Genomic DNA, 20215 nt, shown 5'->3' with positions numbered 1-20215 from the left:
GGGGTCGCCGCCACTTCGGCCGGGCGGGCGCCCCCCCGTCGGAGAAATCCCTTCCCTGGGAAATAGTTTCCTGCACTAAGCAGTTGGACGGACCGATGGAAGCCGCGACCGCCACCCCCACGCCGCCCGACGGCGCCGCCGCCCCCTCGGGCGACCTGGCCGACACCGCGGTCCGCCTGCGCCTGAGCGCCACCCGGCTGGCCCGCATCCTCCGCCAGCAGGCCGACATCGGGCTGACCCCCACCCAGATCGCCGCCCTCGCCACGTTGCACCGCTGCGGCCCGATCCCCGTCGGCACCCTGGCCGACGAGGAGCAGGTGTCGGCGCCCACCGCCACCAAGACCGTCGAGCGGCTCCACGCCGCCGGCCTGGTCTCGCGGGTGGGCGACCCCACCGACCGGCGGGTCACCCTCGTCTCCATCACCGCCGAGGGCGACGCCCTCCTGGCCGACATCCGAGCCCGCAAGACCGCCTGGCTGTCCACCCGCCTCGGCGAGCTGCCCGCCGAGGAGCTGGCCCGCCTCACCGACGCGCTCGACGTGCTCGAGCACCTCACGACCCCCCAGAAAGACCCCTCGTGACCACCACGACCCCTCCCTCGCCGCCCGTCGACGGCGACGCCGCCCCCGCCGACACCTCCACCTTCCGCTCGCTGCACGTCCGCAACTTCCGCCTCTTCTTCATCGGCCAGCTCATCTCGCAGACCGGCACCTGGCTGACGATGGTCACCCAGACCTTGCTGGTGCTGCACCTGACCAAGTCGGGCATCGCGCTCGGCCTCCTGACCGCCTTCCAGTTCGGGCCCGTCCTGCTCCTCGGGGCGTGGGCAGGCGCCGTGGCCGACCGGGCCGACAAGCGCACGCTGCTCATGACCGTGCAGGCCCTGGCCATGGTCCAGTCCGTGGCGCTCGGCATCGTGGTGCTGGCCGGCTGGGCCACCGTCCCCGCCATCTTCGCCCTCGCCGCCGTGCAGGGCGTCCTCACCGCCTTCGACAACCCGGCCCGCCGCTCGTTCGTGGTCGAGATGGTCCCGCCCGAGGACCTGTCGAACGCCGTGAGCCTCAACAGCGCCGTCATGACCGGGTCCCGGGTGGTGGGCCCGGCCGCCGCCGGCGCCCTGGTCCTGGGCTTCGGCTACGGCTGGCCCTTCGTCATCGACGCCGTGACCTACCTGGCGGTGCTCGCCGGGCTGTTCATGATGCGCCCCGACGAGCTGTTCCGCACCGCCCCCATGGCCAAGGCCAAGGGCCAGGTCCGCGAGGGTCTGCGCTACATCCGGTCGAACGCCCAGCTCTACGTGCCCCTGGTGATGATGGCCATCATCGGGACGCTGGCGTTCAACTTCTCGGTCACCATCCCGCTCCTGGTGAACGGCCCGCTCCACGGCGACAACACCACCTTCACCCTGCTGTTCTCGGTGCTGAGCCTGGGCTCGCTGGTGGGCGCGCTCATCACGGCCCGCCGCACCGTGGTCACCAGCCGCCAGCTGGTCATCTCCGCCGCCGCCTTCGGCATCACCATGCTGGGCCTCGCCGCCGCCCCGCACCTGGCGCTGGCGTTCCCCGCCGCCATCCTGATGGGCCTGGCCTCGATCGCCTTCATGACGTCGTCCACCGCCATCGTGCAGCTGCTCGCCGGGCCGGAGTACCGGGGCCGGGTCCTGGCCATCCAGGGCATGGTCTTCCTGGGCTCCACGCCCATCGGCGGGCCGCTGGTGGGCTGGATCGCCGATGTCGCCGGCCCCCGGACCGGCATCGCCGTCGGCGGGGTGGCCTGCCTCGTGGCCGCGGTCTACGGCGCCAAGGCCCTCCACCTGCCCCTGCACGCCGACGGCGGGATCGACCCGCTGGCCACCGAGGAGCTCGTCCTCGACGACGAGTCGGTGGCCCTGGCCGACTGAGCCGACTGAGCCGACGGAGCCGACCGGGCCGCCTCAGCCGGCGCGGCGGCTCTCCGCCCAGGTGCGGCCGGCCTCGACGTCGAGGTCGTGCGGCAGGCCCAGCACCCGCTCGGCCAGGATGTTGCGCTGCACGTCCCCGGTGCCGCCGCCGATGGTGAGGGCGGGGGCGAACAGGTAGCCGTGGTGCCAGCCCGCGACGTCGGTTCCCAGCGGGCCGACGTCGGTGAGCATGCCGTCGGCGCCGGCCAGGTCCTTGGCGAGCGCCATGATCTCCTGGCCGTGCTCGTCGGCCATGACCTTGCGGATCGACGCCTCGGGCCCGGGCTGCTCGCCCCGGATGCGGGCCGACACGGTGCGCAGGCGGATGAGCCGCAGGAGCTCCTCGGTGGTGTGCAGCCGGGCCAGCCGCTGGCGCAGGAGCGGGTCGGCCACGCCGCCCCGGTCGCGGACGAGGTCGAGCAGGTCGCCACCGGTGGGGCCCATCCCCCACAGCGCGCCGCCGGAGGAGAGCGACACCCGCTCGTTGCCGAGGGTGACCTTGGCCAGCTCCCAGCCCCGATCGACCTCGCCGACCACCGACCCGGCCGGCAGCCGCACGTCGGTGAGGAAGACCTCGTTGAAGGTGTGGCCGCCGGTCATCTCGATGATCGGCCGCACCTCGATGCCGGGCAGGTCCATGGGGCAGACGAAGTAGGTGATGCCCTGGTGCTTGGCCACGTCGGGGTCGGTGCGGGCGATCAGGATGCCGTAGCGCGAGAACTGGGCCAGCGAGGTCCAGATCTTCTGGCCGTTCACCACCCACTCGTCGCCGTCGCGCACGGCCCGGGTGCCCAGGCTGGCGAGGTCGGAGCCGGCCCCGGGCTCGCTGAAGAGCTGGCACCACATGTCCTCGCCCGACAGGAGGCGGGGCAGGTAGCGGGCCTGCTGCTCCGGGGTCCCGGCGTGGACGATGGTGGGCCCGGCCCAGCCGATGCCGATGGGGTTCACCGGCCGGCGCACGCCGGCGGCGCGCAGCTCGGCGTCGATCACCAGCTGGTGGATGGGGTCGGCCTCGAGGCCCCACGGCCGCGGCAGGTGGGGGGCGACGTAGCCGGCGTCGGCGAGCTCGCGCCCCGAGGGCGTCGGGTGCTCAGCAAGCCAGGCGCGGACCTCGGCCCGCCGAGGATCGTCCGCTGCGGGCAGCTCGAAGTCCATGCTCGGGACGGTACCGCAGAACTTGACCGAACGGTCAAGTGGGGTCCGGCGGGCCGGGCGCCTCCCGTACACTCGCCCCCGACCGAGGGCGAAACAAGGGGACGCACATGCCGGGTTGGAACTACGCCGAGATCTGGGAGACGGTGGCGAGCCAGATCCCCGACGCCCCGGCCCAGGTGCACGGGGACCGCACCTACACCTGGCGGGAGTTCGACCAGCGCGCCAACGGCGTGGCCCGCCAGCTGCTCGACGCCGGCGCCCAGGAGCAGGACAAGGTCGCCCTGTACCTGTACAACGACCCCGCCTACATGGAGACGATGTTCGGGTCGTTCAAGGCCGGCCTCGTCCCGGTGAACACCAACTACCGCTACGCCGACGACGAGCTGACCTACCTCTGGGACAACGCCGACGCGGTGGCCGTCGTGTTCCACGGCACCTTCGCCGCGAACATCGAGCGCATCCGCGAGCGCGTGCCCAAGGTCAGGACCTGGCTCTGGGTCGACGACGGCGCCGGGCCGTGCCCGCACTGGGCCATCCCGTACGAGACGGTGGCGGCCTCGCACCCCGAGAAGGTCGAGGCGCCGTGGGGCCGGGACGGGGACCACCTCTACATGCTCTACACCGGCGGCACCACCGGCATGCCCAAGGGCGTGATGTGGCGCCAGGACGACAACATCCGCAACATCATCGCCCTGGGCACCAACCCCCGCTACGGCCAGGACCCGGTCGACTACCAGGTCACGCGGGACCTGGTCCAGGGCCCGGGCATCGTCAGCGTGCCGGCCTGCCCCCTCATGCACGGCACCGGCTGCATGACCCAGCTCATCGCCCTCTCCGGCGGCGGGAGCGTGGTCACCCTCGAGGGCCGCAACCTCGACATCGCCGAGCTGTTCGACACCATCGAGCGCCACAAGGGCAACACCACGGCCATCGTGGGCGACGCCTTCGCCAAGCCCATGCTGCGGGCGCTCGACGCCGAGCCGGACCGCTGGGACCTCTCCAGCCTGTTCGTCTTCACGTCGTCCGGCGTGATGTTCTCCGAGGCCTCGAAGCAGGGCCTGATCCGCCACCTCCCCCACGCCATGATCGTCGACGCCTTCAGCTCGTCGGAGGCGGTGGGCATGGGCCAGTCGGTCTCGGCCGCGGGCACCGACGCCGGCACCGCCAAGTTCAAGGTCGGCGAGCACACCAAGGTCTTCACCGAGGACCTCCGCGAGGTGGCGCCCGGGTCCGGCGAGCAGGGCCGGGTCGCGGTCGGCGGCCACCAGCCCGTGGGGTACTACAAGGACCCCGAGAAGACGGCGGCCACCTTCGTCACCGTCGACGGCCAGCGCTACTCCATCCCCGGCGACTTCGCCACGGTGGAGGCCGACGGCTCGATCACCCTCCTCGGCCGCGGCTCGGTGTGCATCAACACCGGCGGCGAGAAGGTCTTCCCCGAAGAGGTGGAGGAGGTCCTCAAGACCCACCAGGACGTCCGCGACGCCGTCGCCGTCGGCGTGCCCGACGAGAAGTTCGGCGAGGCCATCACCGCCGTGGTCGAGCTGGCACCCGGCACCGAGCTGGACGAGCCGGGGATCATCGCCCACGTGAAGGCCAAGCTGGCCTCCTACAAGGCCCCGAAGCGGGTGCTCGCCGTCGACACGATCGGCCGGGCCCCGAACGGCAAGGTCGACTACAAGCGGCTCAAGCAGCACGCCAAGGACGAGCTGGGCATCGACGCCTGAGCAGCGATCGGCCCCGCCGGGCCGATCGCTAGGCTCCGGGCCGCGACACCGACGGTGGGGAGGGGCCGGGCATGCAGACGACCCGAGGGCGGCGGCCCGCTGCGCCTTCGTGGCCGGGCGGCGCCCGCTTCGCCTTCACGATCTTCGACGACACCGACATGACCACCCTGGTCAACGGCCCGCCGGTCTACGACGTGCTCACCGACCTCGGCTTCCGGATCACGAAGTCGGTCTGGCCGGTCGCCCCCTCCGGCCCGCCCCGCACCGGCGGTGCCACCTGCGCCGATCGCGACTACCTCGCCTGGGTCCAGCGCCTCCAGGCATCCGGCCACGAGATCGGCTACCACAACGCCAGCGACCACCCCTCGACCCGCGAGTCCACCGTGGCGGCCCTCGACGCCTTCCGCGACATGTTCGGCGCCGACCCCCGCATCGGCGCCGACCACTCGGGCAACCTCGAGGCCATGTACTGGGGGCCCCGGAGGCTGACCGGCGCCCGCTCCTGGCTCTTCGACCACGCCAGCGCGCTGGCCCGCCCGGAGCGCCCCGAGGCGCCGGGCCCGGCCGCCAACCCCCGGCACTTCCAGGGCGAGGTGCCCACCAGCCCCTACTTCTGGGGCGACGTGCTGCGCGACCGCATCGACTACTGGCGCAACTTCACCTTCACCGACGTCAACGTGCTGAACCCGTGCCCGCAGCTCCCGTACCACGACCCCGCCCGCCCCTACGTGAACTGGTGGTTCGCAGCGACCCAGGCGCCGACGCTGGTGCCGCTGCTCGACCTGCTCGACCCCGCTCGCCTCGACCGCCTGGAGGCGGAGGGCGGCGCCTGCATCGCGTACACCCACCTCGGCGTCGACACCGCTCCCGACGGCCGACTCGACCCGCGCTTCGCCCCGGCGATGGAGCGGCTCGCGGCCCGGCCCGGTTGGTTCACGACCGCCTCGTCGCTGCTCGACCACCTGCGCGAGCGAAGGGGCGTCGACGTGCCGCTCGACGACGCGGCACGCCGACGGATGGAGCGGCGGTGGCTCGGGGACCAGCTGCGCGCCCGCACCGGCAGCGAGGCCCGCAAGGCGATCGCCCGGCGGCGCCGATGAGCGGGCCGCTGCACCTGGAGCGGGCGGCGGCCCCTTCGGTCCCCTGGGACGACCTGGACCGCCGACCCGATCGCACGATCTCCCAGACCCGGGCGTGGCTCGACTTCCTGGTCGAGTCCCAGGCGGCCGAGCCCGTGGTGGCCCGGGTCTTCCAGGGCCGTGAGCAGGTGGGCTGGTTCACGGGGGCCACCACCCGCCGGGCCGGCCTCCGCTTCCTGGGAGCGCCGCTGCGGGGCTGGACCACCGCCGCCATGGGGTTCAACCTGGACGACGGCGTGGACCGGACAGCTGCCTACGCCGCGCTGCCGTCCTTCGCCTTCGGCGAGCTCGGCTGCATCCACCTCGAGCTCGCCGACCGGGCGCTCACCGACGACGCAGCGGTGCCCCCCGGCTTCGCCATCGCCCACCTCGGTGGCTACGAGCTGGACCTGGCGAGCGAGGGGACGCCCATCGGCGACGATGCCCTGCTCGCCGGGATGACCGCCCACGGGCGACGCGACGTCCGGCGGGCCCTGCGCAACGGCATCACGGTCGAGGCCGTGCCGCCCACCGACCCCACCTTCGTCCAGGAGTACTACGGCCAGGTTTCGGAGGCGTTCGCCAAGCGCGGGCTCGTGCCCACGTATCCGGTCGAGCGCGTCGCCGCCCTCGTCCGCCACCTGGGGCCCACCGGCCGGCTCGTGCTCCTCCGCGCCCGCACCCCCGACGGCGACCCGGCGGCCACGGGCATCTTCCCGGGCCTGCCCGGGGGCACCGCCGAGTACTGGATGGGTGCCAGCCACCGCCGCCACCAGCACCTGCTGCCCAACGAGGCGCTGATGTGGACGGCGCTGCGCACCTGGCGGGACCGGGGCGCGGTCCGGTTCAACTTCGGTGGCGGCGGCACCTACAAGGCCAAGTACGGCGGAGCCGTGCACCACCTGCCGTGGGTGCGACGGTCGCGCCTGCCGGCGCTCGAGCTCGGTCGACAGCTGGCGCTGGACCTCCAGCGGCGTCGCCAGCGGCGGGGCCGGACCCCGTCGCCCCGGTGACCGGCCGGGGACCCACCCGCATCCGCGTCGAGGCGAGCGGGCGGGCGCCCGGCGGCTGGGTGGAGGTGGGCCGACGCCGGGCCGAGCTCCGACCGGACCCGGCCCCCGTCGCCGAACCGTCCCCCGCCGGCGACCGGTCGGCCGATCGGGCCGCGGGCGCTTCGCCGGCCTGGCCCGCGTCGGCCGCGACCCGCGCCGCGGCGATGCGCTGGCAGGACCGCCACCCCCGGATCGGGACGGTCGTCGGCGTGGCGCTCGACCGGCCCGGCCGACCGGCCGACGTGCGCCGGGCGATCGAGGCGGCCCTGCCGCAGCTCCACGCCCAGGGGTGGTGCCGCATCGACGTGCGGGTCGCCGCCGCGGGCCCGCTCGGTGCCGCGTTCGGCGCGCCCTGGTTCGGCGGGACGATCGGCCCGGACCAGGTGTGGAGCTGGGCCCTGCGCCACCCTTGGCTGGCCCCGGCGCGCGGCTCGCTCGACTCGGTCCGCACCCACCTTCCGGGCTCGCGGACCGCCCGACGCCTCGCCGGGATCAGTCCCGCCGTGCTGCCTCGCACCGTCGCCACGCTCGCCGAGGACCGCTACTGGCTGGTGCGGGAGCGCCGCCGCAGCGCACCCGCGGCCACCCGGGCCGTGATCGCCGCCGCCCCGCCGGGGACCGTCCACCACGCGGAGAGCCGGTACCGGACCATCCGCCAGGCCCTCGCCCTGGTGCCCGCCGACGCCCGGGCCGGCACCGTGCTCGACGTCGGCAGCGGCTCCGGCCGGGTGCTCGAGGTCGCCCGTCGCCTCGGGTTCGCCACGCTCAGCGGCATCGAGCACGACCCCGACCTGGTGGCCAGCTCCCGGCATCGCCTCGGCCGTGCCGCCACGATCGTCCAGGGCGACGCGCTGGCGGAGCCGATCGATCCCGCCGTCGCCACGCTGTTCCTCAACAACCCCCTGCAGCCCGAGGTGCTCGACCGGTTCGCCGCCCTGCTCCGCCGCTCGCTCGACCAGCGCGACCGGCCGCTGGTGCTGCTGTACCTGAACGCGCCGACCCTCGATCCCTTCCTGGCCATCGGCCTGCGGGTGGTCCACGCGGGCCCCCTCTTCGCCGCCCTGGTCCACGACCCCGCTCCCGCGCCCTGATCGAGGGGGCCGGCTCGACGTCGCCGGCTTTCGTGGCGGCGGGAGGCCGCCGCTACCGTGGCCGCCGCACCATCTGAACCCCCTCGAGGAGCAACGACACCCATGGCTGATCTCGGTTACGACGGCAAGGTCGCGGTCATCACCGGCGCCGGAGGCGGCCTCGGCCGCTCGCACGCCCTGGAGCTCGCCAAGCGCGGCGCCCTCGTGGTCGTCAACGACCTCGGCGGCTCGGTCGACGGCGAGGGCGGCTCGCACACCGCCGCCCAGCAGGTCGTCGACGAGATCAAGGCCGCCGGCGGCGAGGCCACCCCGAACTACGACACCGTGGCCACCCCCGAGGGCGGCCAGTCGATCATCAAGACGGCCCTCGACGCCTACGACCGCGTCGACATCGTCATCAACAACGCCGGCATCCTGCGGGACGCCGCGTTCAAGAACATGGACGCCGCCAAGCTCGACCCGGTCATCGACGTGCACCTCAAGGGCTCGTTCTACGTGACCCTCGCCGCCTGGGAGACCATGCGGGCCCAGAACTACGGCCGCATCGTCAACACCTCCTCGGCCGCCGGCATCTTCGGCAACTTCGGCCAGACCAACTACGGCGCCGCCAAGGCCGGCATCGTCGGGCTCACGCGCGTCCTCGCCGTCGAGGGCGCCCGCAACAACATCAAGGCCAACGCCATCGCCCCGGTGGCCAAGTCGCGCATGACCGAGGACCTGCTCGGCCCGCTCGTCGACAAGCTGGGCCCGGAGTTCATCACCCCCGTCGTGGCCTGGCTGGCCCACGAGGACGTCCCGGTCACCGGCGAGGTCTACTCGTGCGGCGGTGGCCACGTCGCCCGCATCTTCACCGGCGTCACGCCGGGCTGGACCGACACCGAGAGCCTCACGGTCGAGGACATCCGCGACCACTTCGACGAGATCCGCAACGAGGACGGCTACGTCGTCCCCGCCAACCTCACCGAAGAGCTCCAGGCCACCCTCGCGGCCCTCGGCGGCTGAGCCTCGGCCCCCGGGCCGCTTCCCCCATCGAGCACGCGGTGCCCCGGCTCCGGCCGGGGCACCGCCGCGCTCGGGGGCCACCGGGCGAGTACCGTGCCCAGGCGGACACGGGGGCTCGGCGCACGGCGGGCCCGGAGGGAGAACCATGACCGGACGCCACGCACGAACCCGCGGCCTGGGCCTGGCCACGCTGGTGGTCTCGATCGCCGCCGCGGTGGGCCTCAGCGCCTGCCAGCCGGCCGCGCCGGACACCTACGTCGCCCTGGGCGACAGCTACGCCGCCGGCCCGCTGATCCCCGACCAGTCCACCAGCCCCCTCGGCTGCCTCCGGTCGAACAAGAACTACCCGAGCCTGGCCCGGCCCGCGATCAAGGTCACCAAGTTCCGCGACATCAGCTGCTCCGGCGGCACCATCAGCGACCTGTACGCCCCCCCAGGACGTGACGCCCGGACCGGCCAACCCGGCCCAGCTCAGCGCCCTCGACGGCCAGACCAAGGTGGTCACCCTCACCGTCGGCGGCAACGACATCGGCTTCACCGACATCGTCAAGAACTGCGCCGTGTCGCTGCCCTGGGACGCCGGCTGCAAGGGCGACTACGTCCACGACGGCCGGGACGAGCTGAGCGAGAAGATCGCCGCCGTCGCCCCGAAGCTCGACAAGGCCCTCACCGACGTCAAGGCCAAGGCCCCCCGGGCCAAGGCCTTCCTCGTGGGCTACCCCACCGTGCTGCCCGAGACCGGCACCGGCTGCTACCCGGTGGTGCCGATCCTCCCGGCCGACGTCGTCTACCTGCGGGCCAAGGTCAAGGAGCTCAACGCCATGCTCCAGGCCCGGGCCGCCAAGGCCGGCATCACCTACGTCGACGTCGCCACGCCGAGCATCGGCCACGACTTCTGCGCCGGCTCGGCCAAGTGGGTCGAGGGCCTCGTGCCCACCAACGTGGCGGCCCCGGTCCACCCCAACGCCGCCGGCATGCGGGCCACCGCCGCCACCGTGGCAGCCAAGGTCAACCAGGTCGTCACGAGCTGACGCCCCTCGCCGCCTGAGGGGCCCGGCCCGCAGCCCTACGCTTCGGCGCCATGTCCGGTCCCCTCCCCCACCGTGGCGTCGTCGCGGCCGGCCACGAGGCCGCCGCCGATGCCGCGGCCGCCATGCTCGACGCCGGCGGCAACGCCTTCGACGCCGTGGTGGCCGCCGGCTTCGCCTCGGCGGTGTGCGAGCCCGGCTTCACCAGCCTGGGCGGCGGGGGCTACCTGCTGGCGCGCACCGCCGACGGCCGTGACACCGTCCACGACTTCTTCGTCGACACGCCCGGTCGGGGCCGACCCGAAGGCGGTGCCGCGCCGGTGTTCGAGGAGGTGTCCGTCTCGTTCGCCGCCGCCGTGCAGACCTTCCACTGCGGCCCGGGCTCGGTCGCCGTCCCCGGCGTGCTCGCCGGCTACCTCCACGTCCACGGGCGCCTGGGCCGGCTGCCGCTGGCCGACGTGGTGGCACCGGCGGCGGCGCTGGCCACCGACGGCGTGGCGGTCTCGCCGTCGCAGGCCGAGGACCTCACCCTCCTGGCACCGATCCTGGCCCGGACCCCGGCCAGTCGGGACGTGTTCTTCCCCGGCGGCCAGCTGCTCGGCGCCGGCGACACCCTCCGCAACCCCGCCCTCGGCGCCTACCTCGCGAAGCTCGGGCGGGACCCGCAGGACACCTTCTACCGAGGCGACGGCGCCCGCCGCTTCGCCCGCCAGCTCGCCGACCAGGGCGGCCTGCTCACCGAGGAGGACCTCCACGCCTACCGCGTCATCGAGCGCGAGCCCCTGCGGCTCCGCTACCGCGACCGCACCGTGCTCACCAACCCGCCCCCGACCTTCGGCGGCGCCCTCCTCGGGGTGGCCCTGGCCCGCCTCGACCGGGTGGCCGAGCTGCCCCCCCGCCGGTTCGCCCGAGCTGGCCGTGGCGCTGGCCCGCGTGATGGCCGAGGTCGACGCAGCGCGCACCGCGGGCGACCCCGAGGTGGTGGCGGCGCTGCGCGGCGACCTGGGTGACGACCCCGACGGGCGCCCGCTGGCCACCCGCGGCACCACCCACGTCTCGGTGGCCGACGCCGAGGGCAACGTGGCTGCCATGACCACCAGCAACGGCGAGTGCTCGGGCGACCTCATCGACGGCACGGGCATCAGCTGCAACAACATGCTGGGCGAGGACGACCTGCACCCCGACGGCTTCCACGGCGCCCCGCCCAGCCAGCGGGTGGCCTCGATGATGTCGCCCACCTTCGTCCTGGGCGCCGACGACGCCTCGGTGGCGCTGGCGCTCGGCAGCGGCGGCTCGAAGCGGATCCGCTCGGCCCTGCTCCAGGTCCTGGTGGCCACCATCGACCACCGGCGCGAGCTCCGCGACGCCGTCGAGTCGCCCCGGCTGCACTGGGACGCCGACCACCTCGAGGTCGAGCCGGGCTTCGCCCCCGGGGTGGCCGAGGCCCTCGCCGAGCTGGCCCGGACCAACGAGTGGCCGGGCCCCTCGATGTACTTCGGCGGCGTCCACGCCGTGGTGCCCGGCGTGACTGCGGTGGGCGACCCGCGGCGCGGCGGCGCCGTGCGGGTGGTCTAGGCGTCCGGGGGCCGACGAGCGTCGAGCGCCGCCAGCTCGTCGAGGACCAGCTGCCAGGACGCCAGGCCGTGCTCGCACGTGCCCCGCACCGCCACCCAGCACTCGTCCGGCGCCCGGCAGGAGCCCTCCGCCGCCCAGTCCTGCAGCGTCTCGGGGTCCGGCGGCGCCCACCCGCTGTTCGCCTCGAACCACTGGTGGGTGCGGGCCAGCGCCCGCTCCTCCGCAGGGGTCACCGGCGCAGGCGGGCCGACCGGAGCTCGCGGCTCAGGCTCGACGACCCGGCGCGCAGCAGGGCATCGATCTCGCCGTCGAAGAGGGCCCAGATGTCGTCGCCGATCCCGTTGGCCACCCGGACCCGGCCCCGCCCGACCCGGACGGTGGCGCCGGTGAGGCCCGAGCGGACGGCCACGGGCACCTCGACGGGCAGCCGGGCGACGAGGGTGCGGCCCCAGGCGCTGCCCAGCCAGGTGGGCAGGATCTCGGCCAGCAGCTGGGTCAGCAGATTCGGGTCGTCGCCGACCTCGACGGCGGCCGGCGGGGGCGCCAGGCGGCCGAGGACGCCGACCACGGCACCGAACGCCACCGGCGGGATCGAGACCGGCACGCCCACCGCCAGCGCCGCCAGGTCGCCCGCTGCGGCACGGGGGTCGCGGGGCAGCTGGCCCACGAGCCGCAGGGCCAGGGCGCCGGCCCGATCGGCCGTGGCGGCCGCCACCACCCCGTGCGCCACCAGGGCGACGAGCGCCCGCCGCACCTGCGGGGTGACCTCGGCGGGCAGGTCCACCGGATCGAGCTCGGGCCGGGGCGCGACCGCCGCCACCACCCAGCTCAGGACCTCGTCGTCGACCTCGGTGAGCTCGGCCGGGCCGAGCACGTCGTGCCAGTCGGCGTGGAGGCGAGCCAGCGGGCCGCTGCCGGCGGCCCCGGCCACCACGGCGGAGACCAGCTCCCGGCGGCGGGCGTCGACCGGGCTGCCGGGGAGGTGGCAGCGGACCACCGTGCCCAACCGGGGCACCAAGGCGGCGAACCAGCGCGGGAACGAGACCTCGTGGGCCTCGGTCACCGCCCGGCCCCCCACACGAGGAGGTCGACCATGCCGGCGACGGCGGCCGTGGCCTCCTCGACCGAGCGGTGCTCCAGGGTGCGCAGCAGGTTCCAGGTGGGCCACGAGCCGGCCACGATGAGCCCGTCGAGCAGCTGCTGGCGCCGGGGCCCCGCCGCCTCCAGCTCGGCCTCGAAGACCTCCTCGGTGACGGCGCGCACGAACCCGTGGCCCGAGGCGAACTGGCGGCCGATGGTGCTGGATCCGGGGGCCTGGAGGATGGCCGCCCGGTTGATGGGCGTGACCGCCTCGGACACCAGGCAGCGCTGGCGCACGAACTCCGCCACCCGCTCGGCCTGCGGGGCCGTGGGGTCGATGGGCCCGATGAGCTTGGCGAGGCGCTCGACCACACGCGCCCCCATGGCGGCGAACAGCGAGTCGAGGTCGTCGAAGTGCTGGAACACCGACCGGACCGACACCCCCGCCCGCTCGGCGATGCGCGGGGCCGTGGGCCGGAGGTCGCCCTCCTCGACCAGGGCGATGGTGGCGTCGACCAGGCCGTCCCGGGTCCGCACGGCCCGCGCGGTGCGGCCGTCGACGGGTTCGTCGACCGGCTCGACCGGTTCTTCGAGCTGTGGGGCAGTGGACACGGACGCCTCGTCTTCGCCTGGCGCGAGCGGCCCGATCCTAGGCGCCGGCGGCCCGGCGGCCACCGTGGGCGGTGCCGGCCCTCCCGGGAACTGTCAGAGGGCCCGGGTACCGTGCAGCCATGGCCCTGACCCCTCCTGCCACGCTGTCACCGTCGAAGGTGTCGTCGTTCAAGGACTGCGCGCTGGCCTTCCGGTACTCCGCCATCGACCGCCTGCCGGAGCCGCCCACCGCGGCGGCCACCAAGGGCACGCTGGTGCACCTCGCCCTGGAGCACCTGTTCGAGCGGGAGCCGGCCGAGCGCACCCCGGTGGCGGCCCGTGCGGACCTCGCCCGGGCCAGCGCCGAGATCCGCGTCGACCCGGAGTTCGTCGAGCTGGCCCTCGACCCGGAGGCCGAGGCGGCCTTCTTCGCCGACGCCGCCCGCCTCGTCGAGCGGTACTTCGAGCTGGAGGACCCCACCGCCATCCGTCCCATCGGCCTGGAGCTCCGCCTGGAGGCCGAGGTCGGCGGCCTGCGCCTGCGCGGCATCATCGACCGCCTCGAGCTCGACGAGGACGGGGGCCTCGTGGTCACCGACTACAAGAGCGGCAAGGCCCCCGGCCAGACCTACCAGCAGGGCCGGCTGGGCGGCGTGGCGTTCTACTCGCTGCTCTGCGAGGAGCTCTTCGGGGTGCGCCCGTCGCGGGTGCAGCTCCTGTACCTGGGTGACACCACCACCATCGCCACCGTCCCCACCGAGCAGTCCACCCGGGGCCTGCGCACCAAGGTCAGCGCGCTGTGGAAGGCCGTCGAGCAGGCGTGCGAGCGGGAGGACTTCCGCCCCCGCCCCGGCCCCCTGTGCTCGTGGTGCGGGTTCCACGCCTACTGCCCGGCCAAGGGCGGGGACCCGTCGCTGGTTGCGGGCGTGGTGGCCGCCCGAGCAGCGGCCGAGGCGGCGGCCGCCGCCGCCCGAGACGCCGAGCTGGCCGGTGCGCCCGTCGCCCTCCGGGTCGTGGCGGGGTAGCCCACTACGCTCCCCGCGGTGAAGGGACTGATCCTCTCGGGGGGCAAGGGCACGCGGCTCCGACCGATCACCCACACCAGCGCCAAGCAGCTGGTCCCCGTGGCCAACAAGCCCATCCTCTTCTACGGCATCGAGGACATGGCCGAGGCGGGCATCACCGAGGTCGGCCTGATCGTCGGCGAGACCGCGGAGGAGGTCCGGGCGGCCGTGGGCGACGGGTCGCGCTGGGGCGTCGAGATCACCTACCTCCCGCAGGACGAGCCGCTGGGCCTGGCCCACTGCGTGGCCATCGCCCGGGACTTCCTCGGCGACGACGACTTCGTCATGTACCTGGGCGACAACCTGCTGCAACAGGGCCTCACCGGCCTGGTCGAGCGCTTCGATCGCGACCGCCTGGCGGCCGCCGCCCCGTCGCTCGAGCACGCACCGCCGTCACCGTCGGCCCACATCCTGCTGTGCGCGGTCCCGGACCCGCAGCGCTTCGGCGTGGCCGAGCTCGACGGCGACCGCATCGTCCGCCTCGTCGAGAAGCCGGTGGAGCCCCCGTCGGACCTGGCCATGGTCGGCGTCTACCTGTTCACGCCCGCCATCCACGAGGCCGTGGCGGCCATCTCCCCGTCGGCGCGTGGCGAGCTGGAGATCGTCGATGCCATCCAGTGGCTGATCGACCGCGGCCACGCCGTGCACCACGAGCAGATCTCGGGCTGGTGGCTGGACACCGGCAAGAAGGACTCGCTGCTCGAGGCCAACCGCCGGGCGCTCGAGTCGATCGAGCCCCGCATCGACGGCACCGTCGACGCCAGCTCCGAGGTCGACGGCCGGGTGGTGGTCGAGGCCGGCGCCGTCCTCGAGGGCTCCACCGTGCGCGGGCCCGCCATCATCGGTGCCGGCGCCCGCATCACCGGCAGCTACATCGGCCCGTTCACGTCCGTCGGCGAGGACGCCACCATCACCGGCAGCGAGGTCGAGAACTCCGTCCTGCTGGAGCGGGTCCGGCTCGACGGGGTGCCCCGCCTGGTCGACTCGCTCATCGGCCGCGACACCGAGGTGGCACGCTCGGGCCGCCCCCCGAAGGCCACCCGGCTGCTGCTCGGCGACCACTGCTCCGTGGACCTCCAGTAGCCGTGGCCGAGCTGACCCCCAGCGACAAGATCGACGGCGTCGTCCTCGTCACCCCTGCGGTGCACGGCGACGAACGCGGCTCCTTCGTCGAGACCTACCGCCGCAGCTGGTTCCCCGACGGCCGGGAGATGGTGCAGGGCAACCGCGCCGAGCGCCGGTCCGGCTCCATCGTCGGCCTCCACTACCACCTGCACCAGGCCGACTACTGGTACGTCGTGGCCGGCCACGCCCGCGTGGTGCTGCACGACCTGCGCACCGGGAGCCCCACCGACGGCGCCACCCTCGAGGTCGACCTCGGCGAGGTCGGCGGTCGGTCCCACAACCACCTCGGCCTCTACATCCCGCCCGGCGTGGCCCACGGCTTCGCCTCGATCACCGAGCTCACGCTCACCTACCTGGTCGACGGCTACTACAACCCGGCCGACGAGCTGGGCGTGGCCTGGGACGACCCGGCCATCGGCGCCGATTGGGGCCTGGTCGACCCGATCCTCTCCGAGCGGGATCGCGCCAACCCGCGCCGGTCCGAGATCGCCGACCCGTGGCAGCCCCACGCCGGCCTGCGGAGCTGATCGAGCCGTGCACGTCCTCGTCACCGGGGCCGCCGGGTTCATCGGCTCGAACTTCGTCCGCCACGTGCTGGCCTCCTCCGACGACCACGTCACCGCGTTCGACGCCCTGACCTACGCCGGCAACCGGGCCAACCTGGCCGAGTTCGAACCCGACGCCCGCTTCCGCTTCGTCCACGGGGACGTCACCGACCGCCTCGCCGTGCGCAGCGCGGTCGCCGGCCACCACGCGGTCGTCCACCTCGCCGCCGAGAGCCACGTCGACCGGTCCCTGCTCGACCCCGACGTCTTCGTGCGCACCAACTGCACGGGCACCAACGTGGTCTGCGACGAGGCCCGCCGCGCCGGCGTGGAGCGCTTCCTGCACGTGTCCACCGACGAGGTCTACGGCTCGATCGACGTCGGCGCCTTCACCGAGGACGGCGCGCTGCGGCCCAGCTCGCCGTACTCGGCGTCGAAGGCCGGCAGCGACCTGATCGCGCTCTCCCACCACACGTCCAACGGCCTGCCCGTGGTGGTCACCCGGTCGTCCAACCAGTTCGGGCCCCACCAGTTCCCCGAGAAGCTCATCCCGTTCTTCGTGACCACGCTGCTCCAGGGCGGCACCGTGCCGCTCTACGGCGACGGGCTCAACGTGCGCGACTGGCTCTTCGTCGAGGACAACTGCGCCGCGCTCGACCTGGTGCTGCGCACCGGGGCCGTCGGCGAGGTCTACAACGTCGGCGGCCACAACGAGCGCACCAACCGCCAGGTCACCGAGGCCGTCCTGGCGTGCCTGGGCCTCGACGGGTCGCGCGTCGAGCACGTCGCCGACCGGCCCGGCCACGATCGCCGCTACGCCGTGGCCACCGAGAAGGTGGAGGCGCTCGGCCACCGACGCACCCGGGACTTCGAGGACGCCCTCGAGGCCACCGTGGCCTGGTACGTGGACCACCCCGCCTGGTGGCAGCCGCTCGTCGAGCGCGTCCGCAACCGGTGAGCCGCATCCTCGTCACCGGCAGCGGAGGCCAGCTCGGCCGCGAGCTGGTGCTGCTGGCGGAGGCCCGGGGCCACGCCGTCGCCCGCCTCGGGCGCCACGAGCCCGAGCCGTGCGACGTCACCGACGCCGAGGCGCTGCGCCGCCGCGTCAACGCCTTCGGCCCCGAACTGGTCATCCACGCCGCGGCCTGGACGGCGGTCGACGACTGCGAGGCCGACCCGGAGCGGGCCCACCTCGTGAACGCCGGCGGGACCGCGAACGTCGCTGCCGCCGCCGAAGCCGTCGGCGCCCACGTCGTCTACGTCTCCACCGACTACGTGTTCGACGGCAGCAAGGTCGGCCCGTACGTCGAGTCCGATCCCCCGGCGCCCCGCTCGGCCTACGGCCGCTCGAAGCTGGCCGGCGAGCAGGCCCTCGACCCACGGCACACCGTCGCCCGCACGTCGTGGGTGTCCGGCGCCCACGGGCCCAACGTCGTCCGCACCATCCTCCGGGTGGCCGCCGAGCGGCCCGAGCTCCGGTTCGTCGACGACCAGGTGGGCAACCCCACCTTCACCGCCGACCTGGCCCCGGCCCTGCTCGACCTCGGCCTCGACCGGGCCGCCGGCACCTGGCACGTGACCAACCAGGGCACGGTGAGCTGGCACGGCTTCGCCCGTTCGGTCCTGGCGGCCGCCGGCCTCGACCCCGACCGCGTGGTCCCGATCGCCACCGCCGACCTGGACCCGCCCCGCCCGGCGCCGCGGCCGGCCAACTCGGCGCTCGACGGCGCGGCCCTGCGCGCCGCCGGCCGCCCGCCGCTGCGCGACTTCCACGAGCCGCTGGCCGAGCTGGTCGCCGCCATCGCCCCCGAGGCGGGCCCCCGCCCGGCCCGCCCCTAGGCTCCGCGCCGATGCGCACCCGGGCCCGCCACACCGACGACAACCTGCCCAGCTGGATCGACCGCTTCGACGACGTGGCCGACCGGGCGTGGGGCCGGGCCTTCCGCGGCCGCCCCAAGGTCGACAAGCTCTTCTACCTGGCGTCGGACCTGGGCGACTTCAGCCTCATCTGGCAGTTCCTGGGCGCTGCCCAGGGCGTTCGCTCCGACAACGACGCCGACGCCTCCATCCGCCTGGCGGTGGTGATGCTGGGCGAGTCGCTCCTGGTCAACCAGGGCATCAAGCGCCTGGTGAACCGACCCCGCCCCCAGCCGGTCGAGCCCCGTCCGCTCGAGCTGCGCGCCCCCGCTGACCTCCAGCTTCCCGAGCGGCCACGCCAGCTCGGCCTTCACCGCCGCCGGCATCCTGAGCGAGCACGACCCCGCCCTGAAGCCGCTCTTCTACGCCGTGGCCGTGGTGGTGGCCACCAGCCGGGTCCACGTGCAGATCCACCACGCCTCCGACGTCCTGGCCGGCGCCGCCCTCGGCATCGTGTTCGCCAAGCTAGCCACCCGCGCCTGGCCGCTGCCCCCGCACGGTGCCGCGCCGCCCGCCGCTCCGGCCTGACCGCCCGCCTAGGGTCGCACCTCGTGGCTGACGACGGATCCCTGGCACCCGAGCGGATGAGCGACGTCGAGGCCCTGATGTGGAGCCTCGAGGCCGACCCCCACCTCTCGTCGACCTTCGCCAACCTCACCCTCTTCGACCGCAGCCCCGACCACGACCGGCTGCGGCGCCGGCTCTGGCGGGCCAGCCGCCGGGTCCCCCGGCTGCGCCGCCGCGCCGTGCCGGGCGTCGGCCTGCTCACGCCGACCTGGGAGGACGACCCCCACTTCGACCTCGACCACCACCTGCGCCGCCTGACCCTGCCCGCCGGCTCCACCGACGCCGACGCCCGCCGGGTGGCCACCGAGCTCGCCGCTCAGCCCTTCGACCGCGACCGCCCCCTGTGGGAGTTCACCGTGCTCGACGGGCTGCCCGACGGCCGGGCCGCCATGGTGCAGAAGATGCACCACACCATCACCGATGGCGAGGGCGGCATCCGCATGTCGATCGAGTTCATCGACCTCGAGCGCGACGCCCCCGAGCCCGAGCCCGTCGACGACGGCCCTCCGCCCGCACCGCTCCGGTCCCGCCTCGCCACCACCATCGACGCGCTGGCGGACCTCACCCGCCGCAACGCGGAGGCCACCCGGGGCCTGGTCGACCGCGCCACCGACCTGGTGCGGGACCCCGCCCACCTGGCGTCGACCCTCGCCGCCCTGCCCGCCGAGAGCGCCGCCACCGCCCGATCGCTCGTCCGCCAGCTCGGCGTGGTCGACAGCCACCGCTCACCGCTGTGGACCGAGCGGTCCCTGGGCCGGGCGCTCGAGACCTTCGAGGTGCCCCTCGACGAGGTCAAGGCGGCGGCCACCCGGCTGGGCGGCAGCGTGAACGACCTCTTCGTGGCCGCTGCGGTGGGCGGCGCCGGCACCTACCACCACGACCGCGGCTTCGGCGTCGACGAGCTGCGCATGTCGATGCCGGTCAGCACCCGCACCAGCAAGGCGCCCGGCGGCAACTCCTTCACCCCCACGCGGGTCCTGGTGCCGGTGGTGGCCGACCCCCGGGCGCGCTTCGCCGCCATCCACGACCGCCTCGCCGTCACCAAGTCCGAGCGGGCGATGGCGCTCACCGGCTCGCTGGCCGGGCTGGTCAACCTGCTGCCGCACCCGCTCGTGGTCCGCCTCGCCCGCCAGCAGGTCATGACGGTGGACTTCGCCACGTCGAACGTGCGGGCCGCGCCCTTCGACCTGTACATCGCCGGCGGGCTGATGGAGGCGAACTACCCGTTGGGCCCGGTGGCCGGCACGGCCTGGAACCTCACGACCATGAGCTACCGGGGCGTGCTGGACCTGGGGCTCCAGGTGGACACGGCCGCGGTGGCCGAGCCGGCCGCGCTGGCCGCAGACATCGAGGCGGCCTTCCGCGAGCTGCTGGAGCTGCGCTAGGGCCGGCGGCCGTGGGCCGCGTCGAAGGCGGGCCTCCGCCTTCTGCGCTCAGACGCCCGCAGGGGCGACGACGGGCTCGGGGACGGTGGCGAGGAGGAGGCGGAGGTCCAGGAGGAGGTCGGCGACCTCGTCGGTGGACACCAACGCTCGGTGCTGCATGGTGGGTAGGGCCTGGTCGATCACGGCCAAGGCTTCGAGGATGATCTCTGGCGCTGCGGTCTCGGTCACGAAGGGGACTCTACCCACGGATCGGG

At 74.4% G+C, this 20215-nt stretch carries 23 protein-coding genes; 17 read left to right on the top strand and 6 right to left on the bottom strand.

The genetic code is table 11. The features are described 5' to 3' along the window. The first annotated feature begins 95 nt into the window (after positions 1-95). Both KSP35_RS01200 and KSP35_RS01195 read left to right on the top strand, forming a co-directional pair. Positions 96-581, top strand: a complete 486-nt coding sequence (locus tag KSP35_RS01200) for a MarR family winged helix-turn-helix transcriptional regulator (RefSeq protein WP_216998428.1) — start codon at positions 96-98, stop codon at positions 579-581. After that, the gene (locus KSP35_RS01195; protein ID WP_216998427.1) at positions 578-1900 is read left to right on the top strand and encodes an MFS transporter; all 1323 of its coding nucleotides are present in this window, start codon (positions 578-580) and stop codon (positions 1898-1900) included. The genes KSP35_RS01200 and KSP35_RS01195 overlap by 4 nt, the downstream gene beginning before the upstream one ends. A 33-nt stretch (positions 1901-1933) precedes the next feature. On the opposite strand, the gene KSP35_RS01190 is transcribed toward KSP35_RS01195, so the two are convergent. Beyond that, positions 1934-3094, bottom strand: coding sequence for an acyl-CoA dehydrogenase family protein (locus KSP35_RS01190; RefSeq protein WP_216998426.1), 1161 nt, complete (start codon positions 3092-3094; stop codon positions 1934-1936). Positions 3095-3201: 107 nt separating this feature from the next. On the opposite strand from KSP35_RS01190, the gene KSP35_RS01185 reads away from it, so the two are divergent. The 8 genes from KSP35_RS01185 (at position 3202) to KSP35_RS01150 (ending at position 11687) form a co-directional block, all read left to right on the top strand. Then, entirely contained in the window at positions 3202-4821 is a 1620-nt protein-coding gene (locus KSP35_RS01185; protein ID WP_216998425.1) for an acyl-CoA synthetase, read from the top strand. 71 nt (positions 4822-4892) lie between these two features. Beyond that, a complete protein-coding gene (locus KSP35_RS01180) occupies positions 4893-5921 on the top strand; it encodes a hypothetical protein (RefSeq protein ID WP_216998424.1) in 1029 nt (342 codons plus the stop codon). Next, the gene (locus tag KSP35_RS01175) at positions 5918-6952 is read left to right on the top strand and encodes a GNAT family N-acetyltransferase (RefSeq protein WP_216998423.1); all 1035 of its coding nucleotides are present in this window, start codon (positions 5918-5920) and stop codon (positions 6950-6952) included. Before KSP35_RS01180 ends, KSP35_RS01175 begins: the two co-directional genes overlap by 4 nt. Before the next feature lie 248 nt (positions 6953-7200). Beyond that, positions 7201-8082, top strand: coding sequence for a trans-aconitate 2-methyltransferase (locus KSP35_RS01170; RefSeq protein WP_216998422.1), 882 nt, complete (start codon positions 7201-7203; stop codon positions 8080-8082). 102 nt (positions 8083-8184) lie between these two features. After that, positions 8185-9084 (top strand): SDR family oxidoreductase, encoded by a 900-nt coding sequence (locus KSP35_RS01165; protein ID WP_216998421.1) that lies wholly within the window; start codon positions 8185-8187, stop codon positions 9082-9084. Positions 9085-9524: 440 nt separating this feature from the next. Next, positions 9525-10115: an SGNH/GDSL hydrolase family protein gene (locus tag KSP35_RS01160; protein ID WP_216998420.1), complete on the top strand. Its 591-nt coding sequence runs from the start codon at positions 9525-9527 to the stop codon at positions 10113-10115. A 50-nt stretch (positions 10116-10165) separates the two neighbouring features. Continuing rightward, positions 10166-11122, top strand: a complete 957-nt coding sequence (locus KSP35_RS01155; protein WP_216998419.1) for a gamma-glutamyltransferase — start codon at positions 10166-10168, stop codon at positions 11120-11122. Further along, the gene (locus KSP35_RS01150; protein WP_216998418.1) at positions 11031-11687 is read left to right on the top strand and encodes a gamma-glutamyltransferase; all 657 of its coding nucleotides are present in this window, start codon (positions 11031-11033) and stop codon (positions 11685-11687) included. The genes KSP35_RS01155 and KSP35_RS01150 overlap by 92 nt, the downstream gene beginning before the upstream one ends. Here the strand turns inward: KSP35_RS01150 and KSP35_RS01145 are convergent. Genes KSP35_RS01145 through KSP35_RS01135 form a run of 3 tightly spaced genes read right to left on the bottom strand, consistent with a single transcriptional unit; the run spans position 11684 to position 13379 of the window. Beyond that, on the bottom strand, positions 11684-11920 hold the full coding sequence (locus tag KSP35_RS01145; protein WP_216998417.1) for a hypothetical protein: 237 nt from the start codon (positions 11918-11920) through the stop codon (positions 11684-11686). The genes KSP35_RS01150 and KSP35_RS01145 overlap by 4 nt on opposite strands. Beyond that, positions 11917-12750: a hypothetical protein gene (locus tag KSP35_RS01140; RefSeq protein ID WP_216998416.1), complete on the bottom strand. Its 834-nt coding sequence runs from the start codon at positions 12748-12750 to the stop codon at positions 11917-11919. The genes KSP35_RS01145 and KSP35_RS01140 overlap by 4 nt, the downstream gene beginning before the upstream one ends. Next, entirely contained in the window at positions 12747-13379 is a 633-nt protein-coding gene (locus tag KSP35_RS01135; RefSeq protein WP_216998415.1) for a TetR/AcrR family transcriptional regulator, read from the bottom strand. Before KSP35_RS01135 ends, KSP35_RS01140 begins: the two co-directional genes overlap by 4 nt. 119 nt (positions 13380-13498) lie before the next feature. On the opposite strand from KSP35_RS01135, the gene KSP35_RS01130 reads away from it, so the two are divergent. Genes KSP35_RS01130 through rfbD form a run of 5 tightly spaced genes read left to right on the top strand, consistent with a single transcriptional unit; the run spans position 13499 to position 17931 of the window. Beyond that, a complete protein-coding gene (locus KSP35_RS01130; protein WP_216998414.1) occupies positions 13499-14383 on the top strand; it encodes a PD-(D/E)XK nuclease family protein in 885 nt (294 codons plus the stop codon). 18 nt (positions 14384-14401) lie between these two features. Then, positions 14402-15505 carry a glucose-1-phosphate thymidylyltransferase gene (locus tag KSP35_RS01125; RefSeq protein WP_216998413.1) on the top strand — a complete coding sequence of 368 codons (1104 nt, stop codon included), beginning with the start codon at positions 14402-14404 and terminating at the stop codon, positions 15503-15505. A gap of 2 nt (positions 15506-15507) precedes the next feature. Further along, positions 15508-16074 carry a dTDP-4-dehydrorhamnose 3,5-epimerase family protein gene (locus KSP35_RS01120; protein ID WP_254126923.1) on the top strand — a complete coding sequence of 189 codons (567 nt, stop codon included), beginning with the start codon at positions 15508-15510 and terminating at the stop codon, positions 16072-16074. Positions 16075-16081: 7 nt separating this feature from the next. Next, the gene (gene rfbB / locus KSP35_RS01115; protein WP_216998412.1) at positions 16082-17050 is read left to right on the top strand and encodes a dTDP-glucose 4,6-dehydratase; all 969 of its coding nucleotides are present in this window, start codon (positions 16082-16084) and stop codon (positions 17048-17050) included. Then, the gene (gene rfbD, locus KSP35_RS01110; RefSeq protein WP_216998411.1) at positions 17047-17931 is read left to right on the top strand and encodes a dTDP-4-dehydrorhamnose reductase; all 885 of its coding nucleotides are present in this window, start codon (positions 17047-17049) and stop codon (positions 17929-17931) included. The genes rfbB and rfbD overlap by 4 nt, the downstream gene beginning before the upstream one ends. Here the strand turns inward: rfbD and KSP35_RS01105 are convergent. After that, positions 17928-18323, bottom strand: a complete 396-nt coding sequence (locus KSP35_RS01105; protein ID WP_216998410.1) for a hypothetical protein — start codon at positions 18321-18323, stop codon at positions 17928-17930. The two genes, rfbD and KSP35_RS01105, sit on opposite strands and share 4 nt — an antisense overlap. On the opposite strand from KSP35_RS01105, the gene KSP35_RS01100 reads away from it, so the two are divergent. Beyond that, positions 18280-18537, top strand: coding sequence for a phosphatase PAP2 family protein (locus tag KSP35_RS01100; protein ID WP_217002044.1), 258 nt, complete (start codon positions 18280-18282; stop codon positions 18535-18537). The two genes, KSP35_RS01105 and KSP35_RS01100, sit on opposite strands and share 44 nt — an antisense overlap. 23 nt (positions 18538-18560) lie before the next feature. Continuing rightward, the gene (locus tag KSP35_RS01095; protein ID WP_216998409.1) at positions 18561-19961 is read left to right on the top strand and encodes a wax ester/triacylglycerol synthase domain-containing protein; all 1401 of its coding nucleotides are present in this window, start codon (positions 18561-18563) and stop codon (positions 19959-19961) included. Positions 19962-20009: 48 nt separating this feature from the next. Here KSP35_RS01095 and KSP35_RS01090 read toward each other — a convergent pair whose 3' ends face one another. Continuing rightward, positions 20010-20189 (bottom strand): hypothetical protein, encoded by a 180-nt coding sequence (locus KSP35_RS01090; protein WP_216998408.1) that lies wholly within the window; start codon positions 20187-20189, stop codon positions 20010-20012. Positions 20190-20215 lie beyond the last annotated feature (26 nt).

Source organism: Aquihabitans sp. G128, assembly GCF_019048865.1.
GTDB lineage: Bacteria > Actinomycetota > Acidimicrobiia > Acidimicrobiales > Iamiaceae > Aquihabitans.
Note: the sequence above shows the minus strand (reverse complement) of the source record. Positions and strands in the feature narration are given on the sequence as shown.

Excerpts from the sequence above, each read along its gene's own strand:
- KSP35_RS01200 (WP_216998428.1), top strand. The coding sequence starts at position 96 with ATGGAAGCCGCGACCGCCACCCCCACGCCGCCCGACGGCGCCGCCGCC.
- KSP35_RS01190 (WP_216998426.1), bottom strand. The coding sequence starts at position 3,094 with ATGGACTTCGAGCTGCCCGCAGCGGACGATCCTCGGCGGGCCGAGGTC.
- KSP35_RS01185 (WP_216998425.1), top strand. The coding sequence starts at position 3,202 with ATGCCGGGTTGGAACTACGCCGAGATCTGGGAGACGGTGGCGAGCCAG.
- KSP35_RS01180 (WP_216998424.1), top strand. The coding sequence starts at position 4,893 with ATGCAGACGACCCGAGGGCGGCGGCCCGCTGCGCCTTCGTGGCCGGGC.
- KSP35_RS01175 (WP_216998423.1), top strand. The coding sequence starts at position 5,918 with ATGAGCGGGCCGCTGCACCTGGAGCGGGCGGCGGCCCCTTCGGTCCCC.
- KSP35_RS01165 (WP_216998421.1), top strand. The coding sequence starts at position 8,185 with ATGGCTGATCTCGGTTACGACGGCAAGGTCGCGGTCATCACCGGCGCC.
- KSP35_RS01155 (WP_216998419.1), top strand. The coding sequence starts at position 10,166 with ATGTCCGGTCCCCTCCCCCACCGTGGCGTCGTCGCGGCCGGCCACGAG.
- KSP35_RS01130 (WP_216998414.1), top strand. The coding sequence starts at position 13,499 with ATGGCCCTGACCCCTCCTGCCACGCTGTCACCGTCGAAGGTGTCGTCG.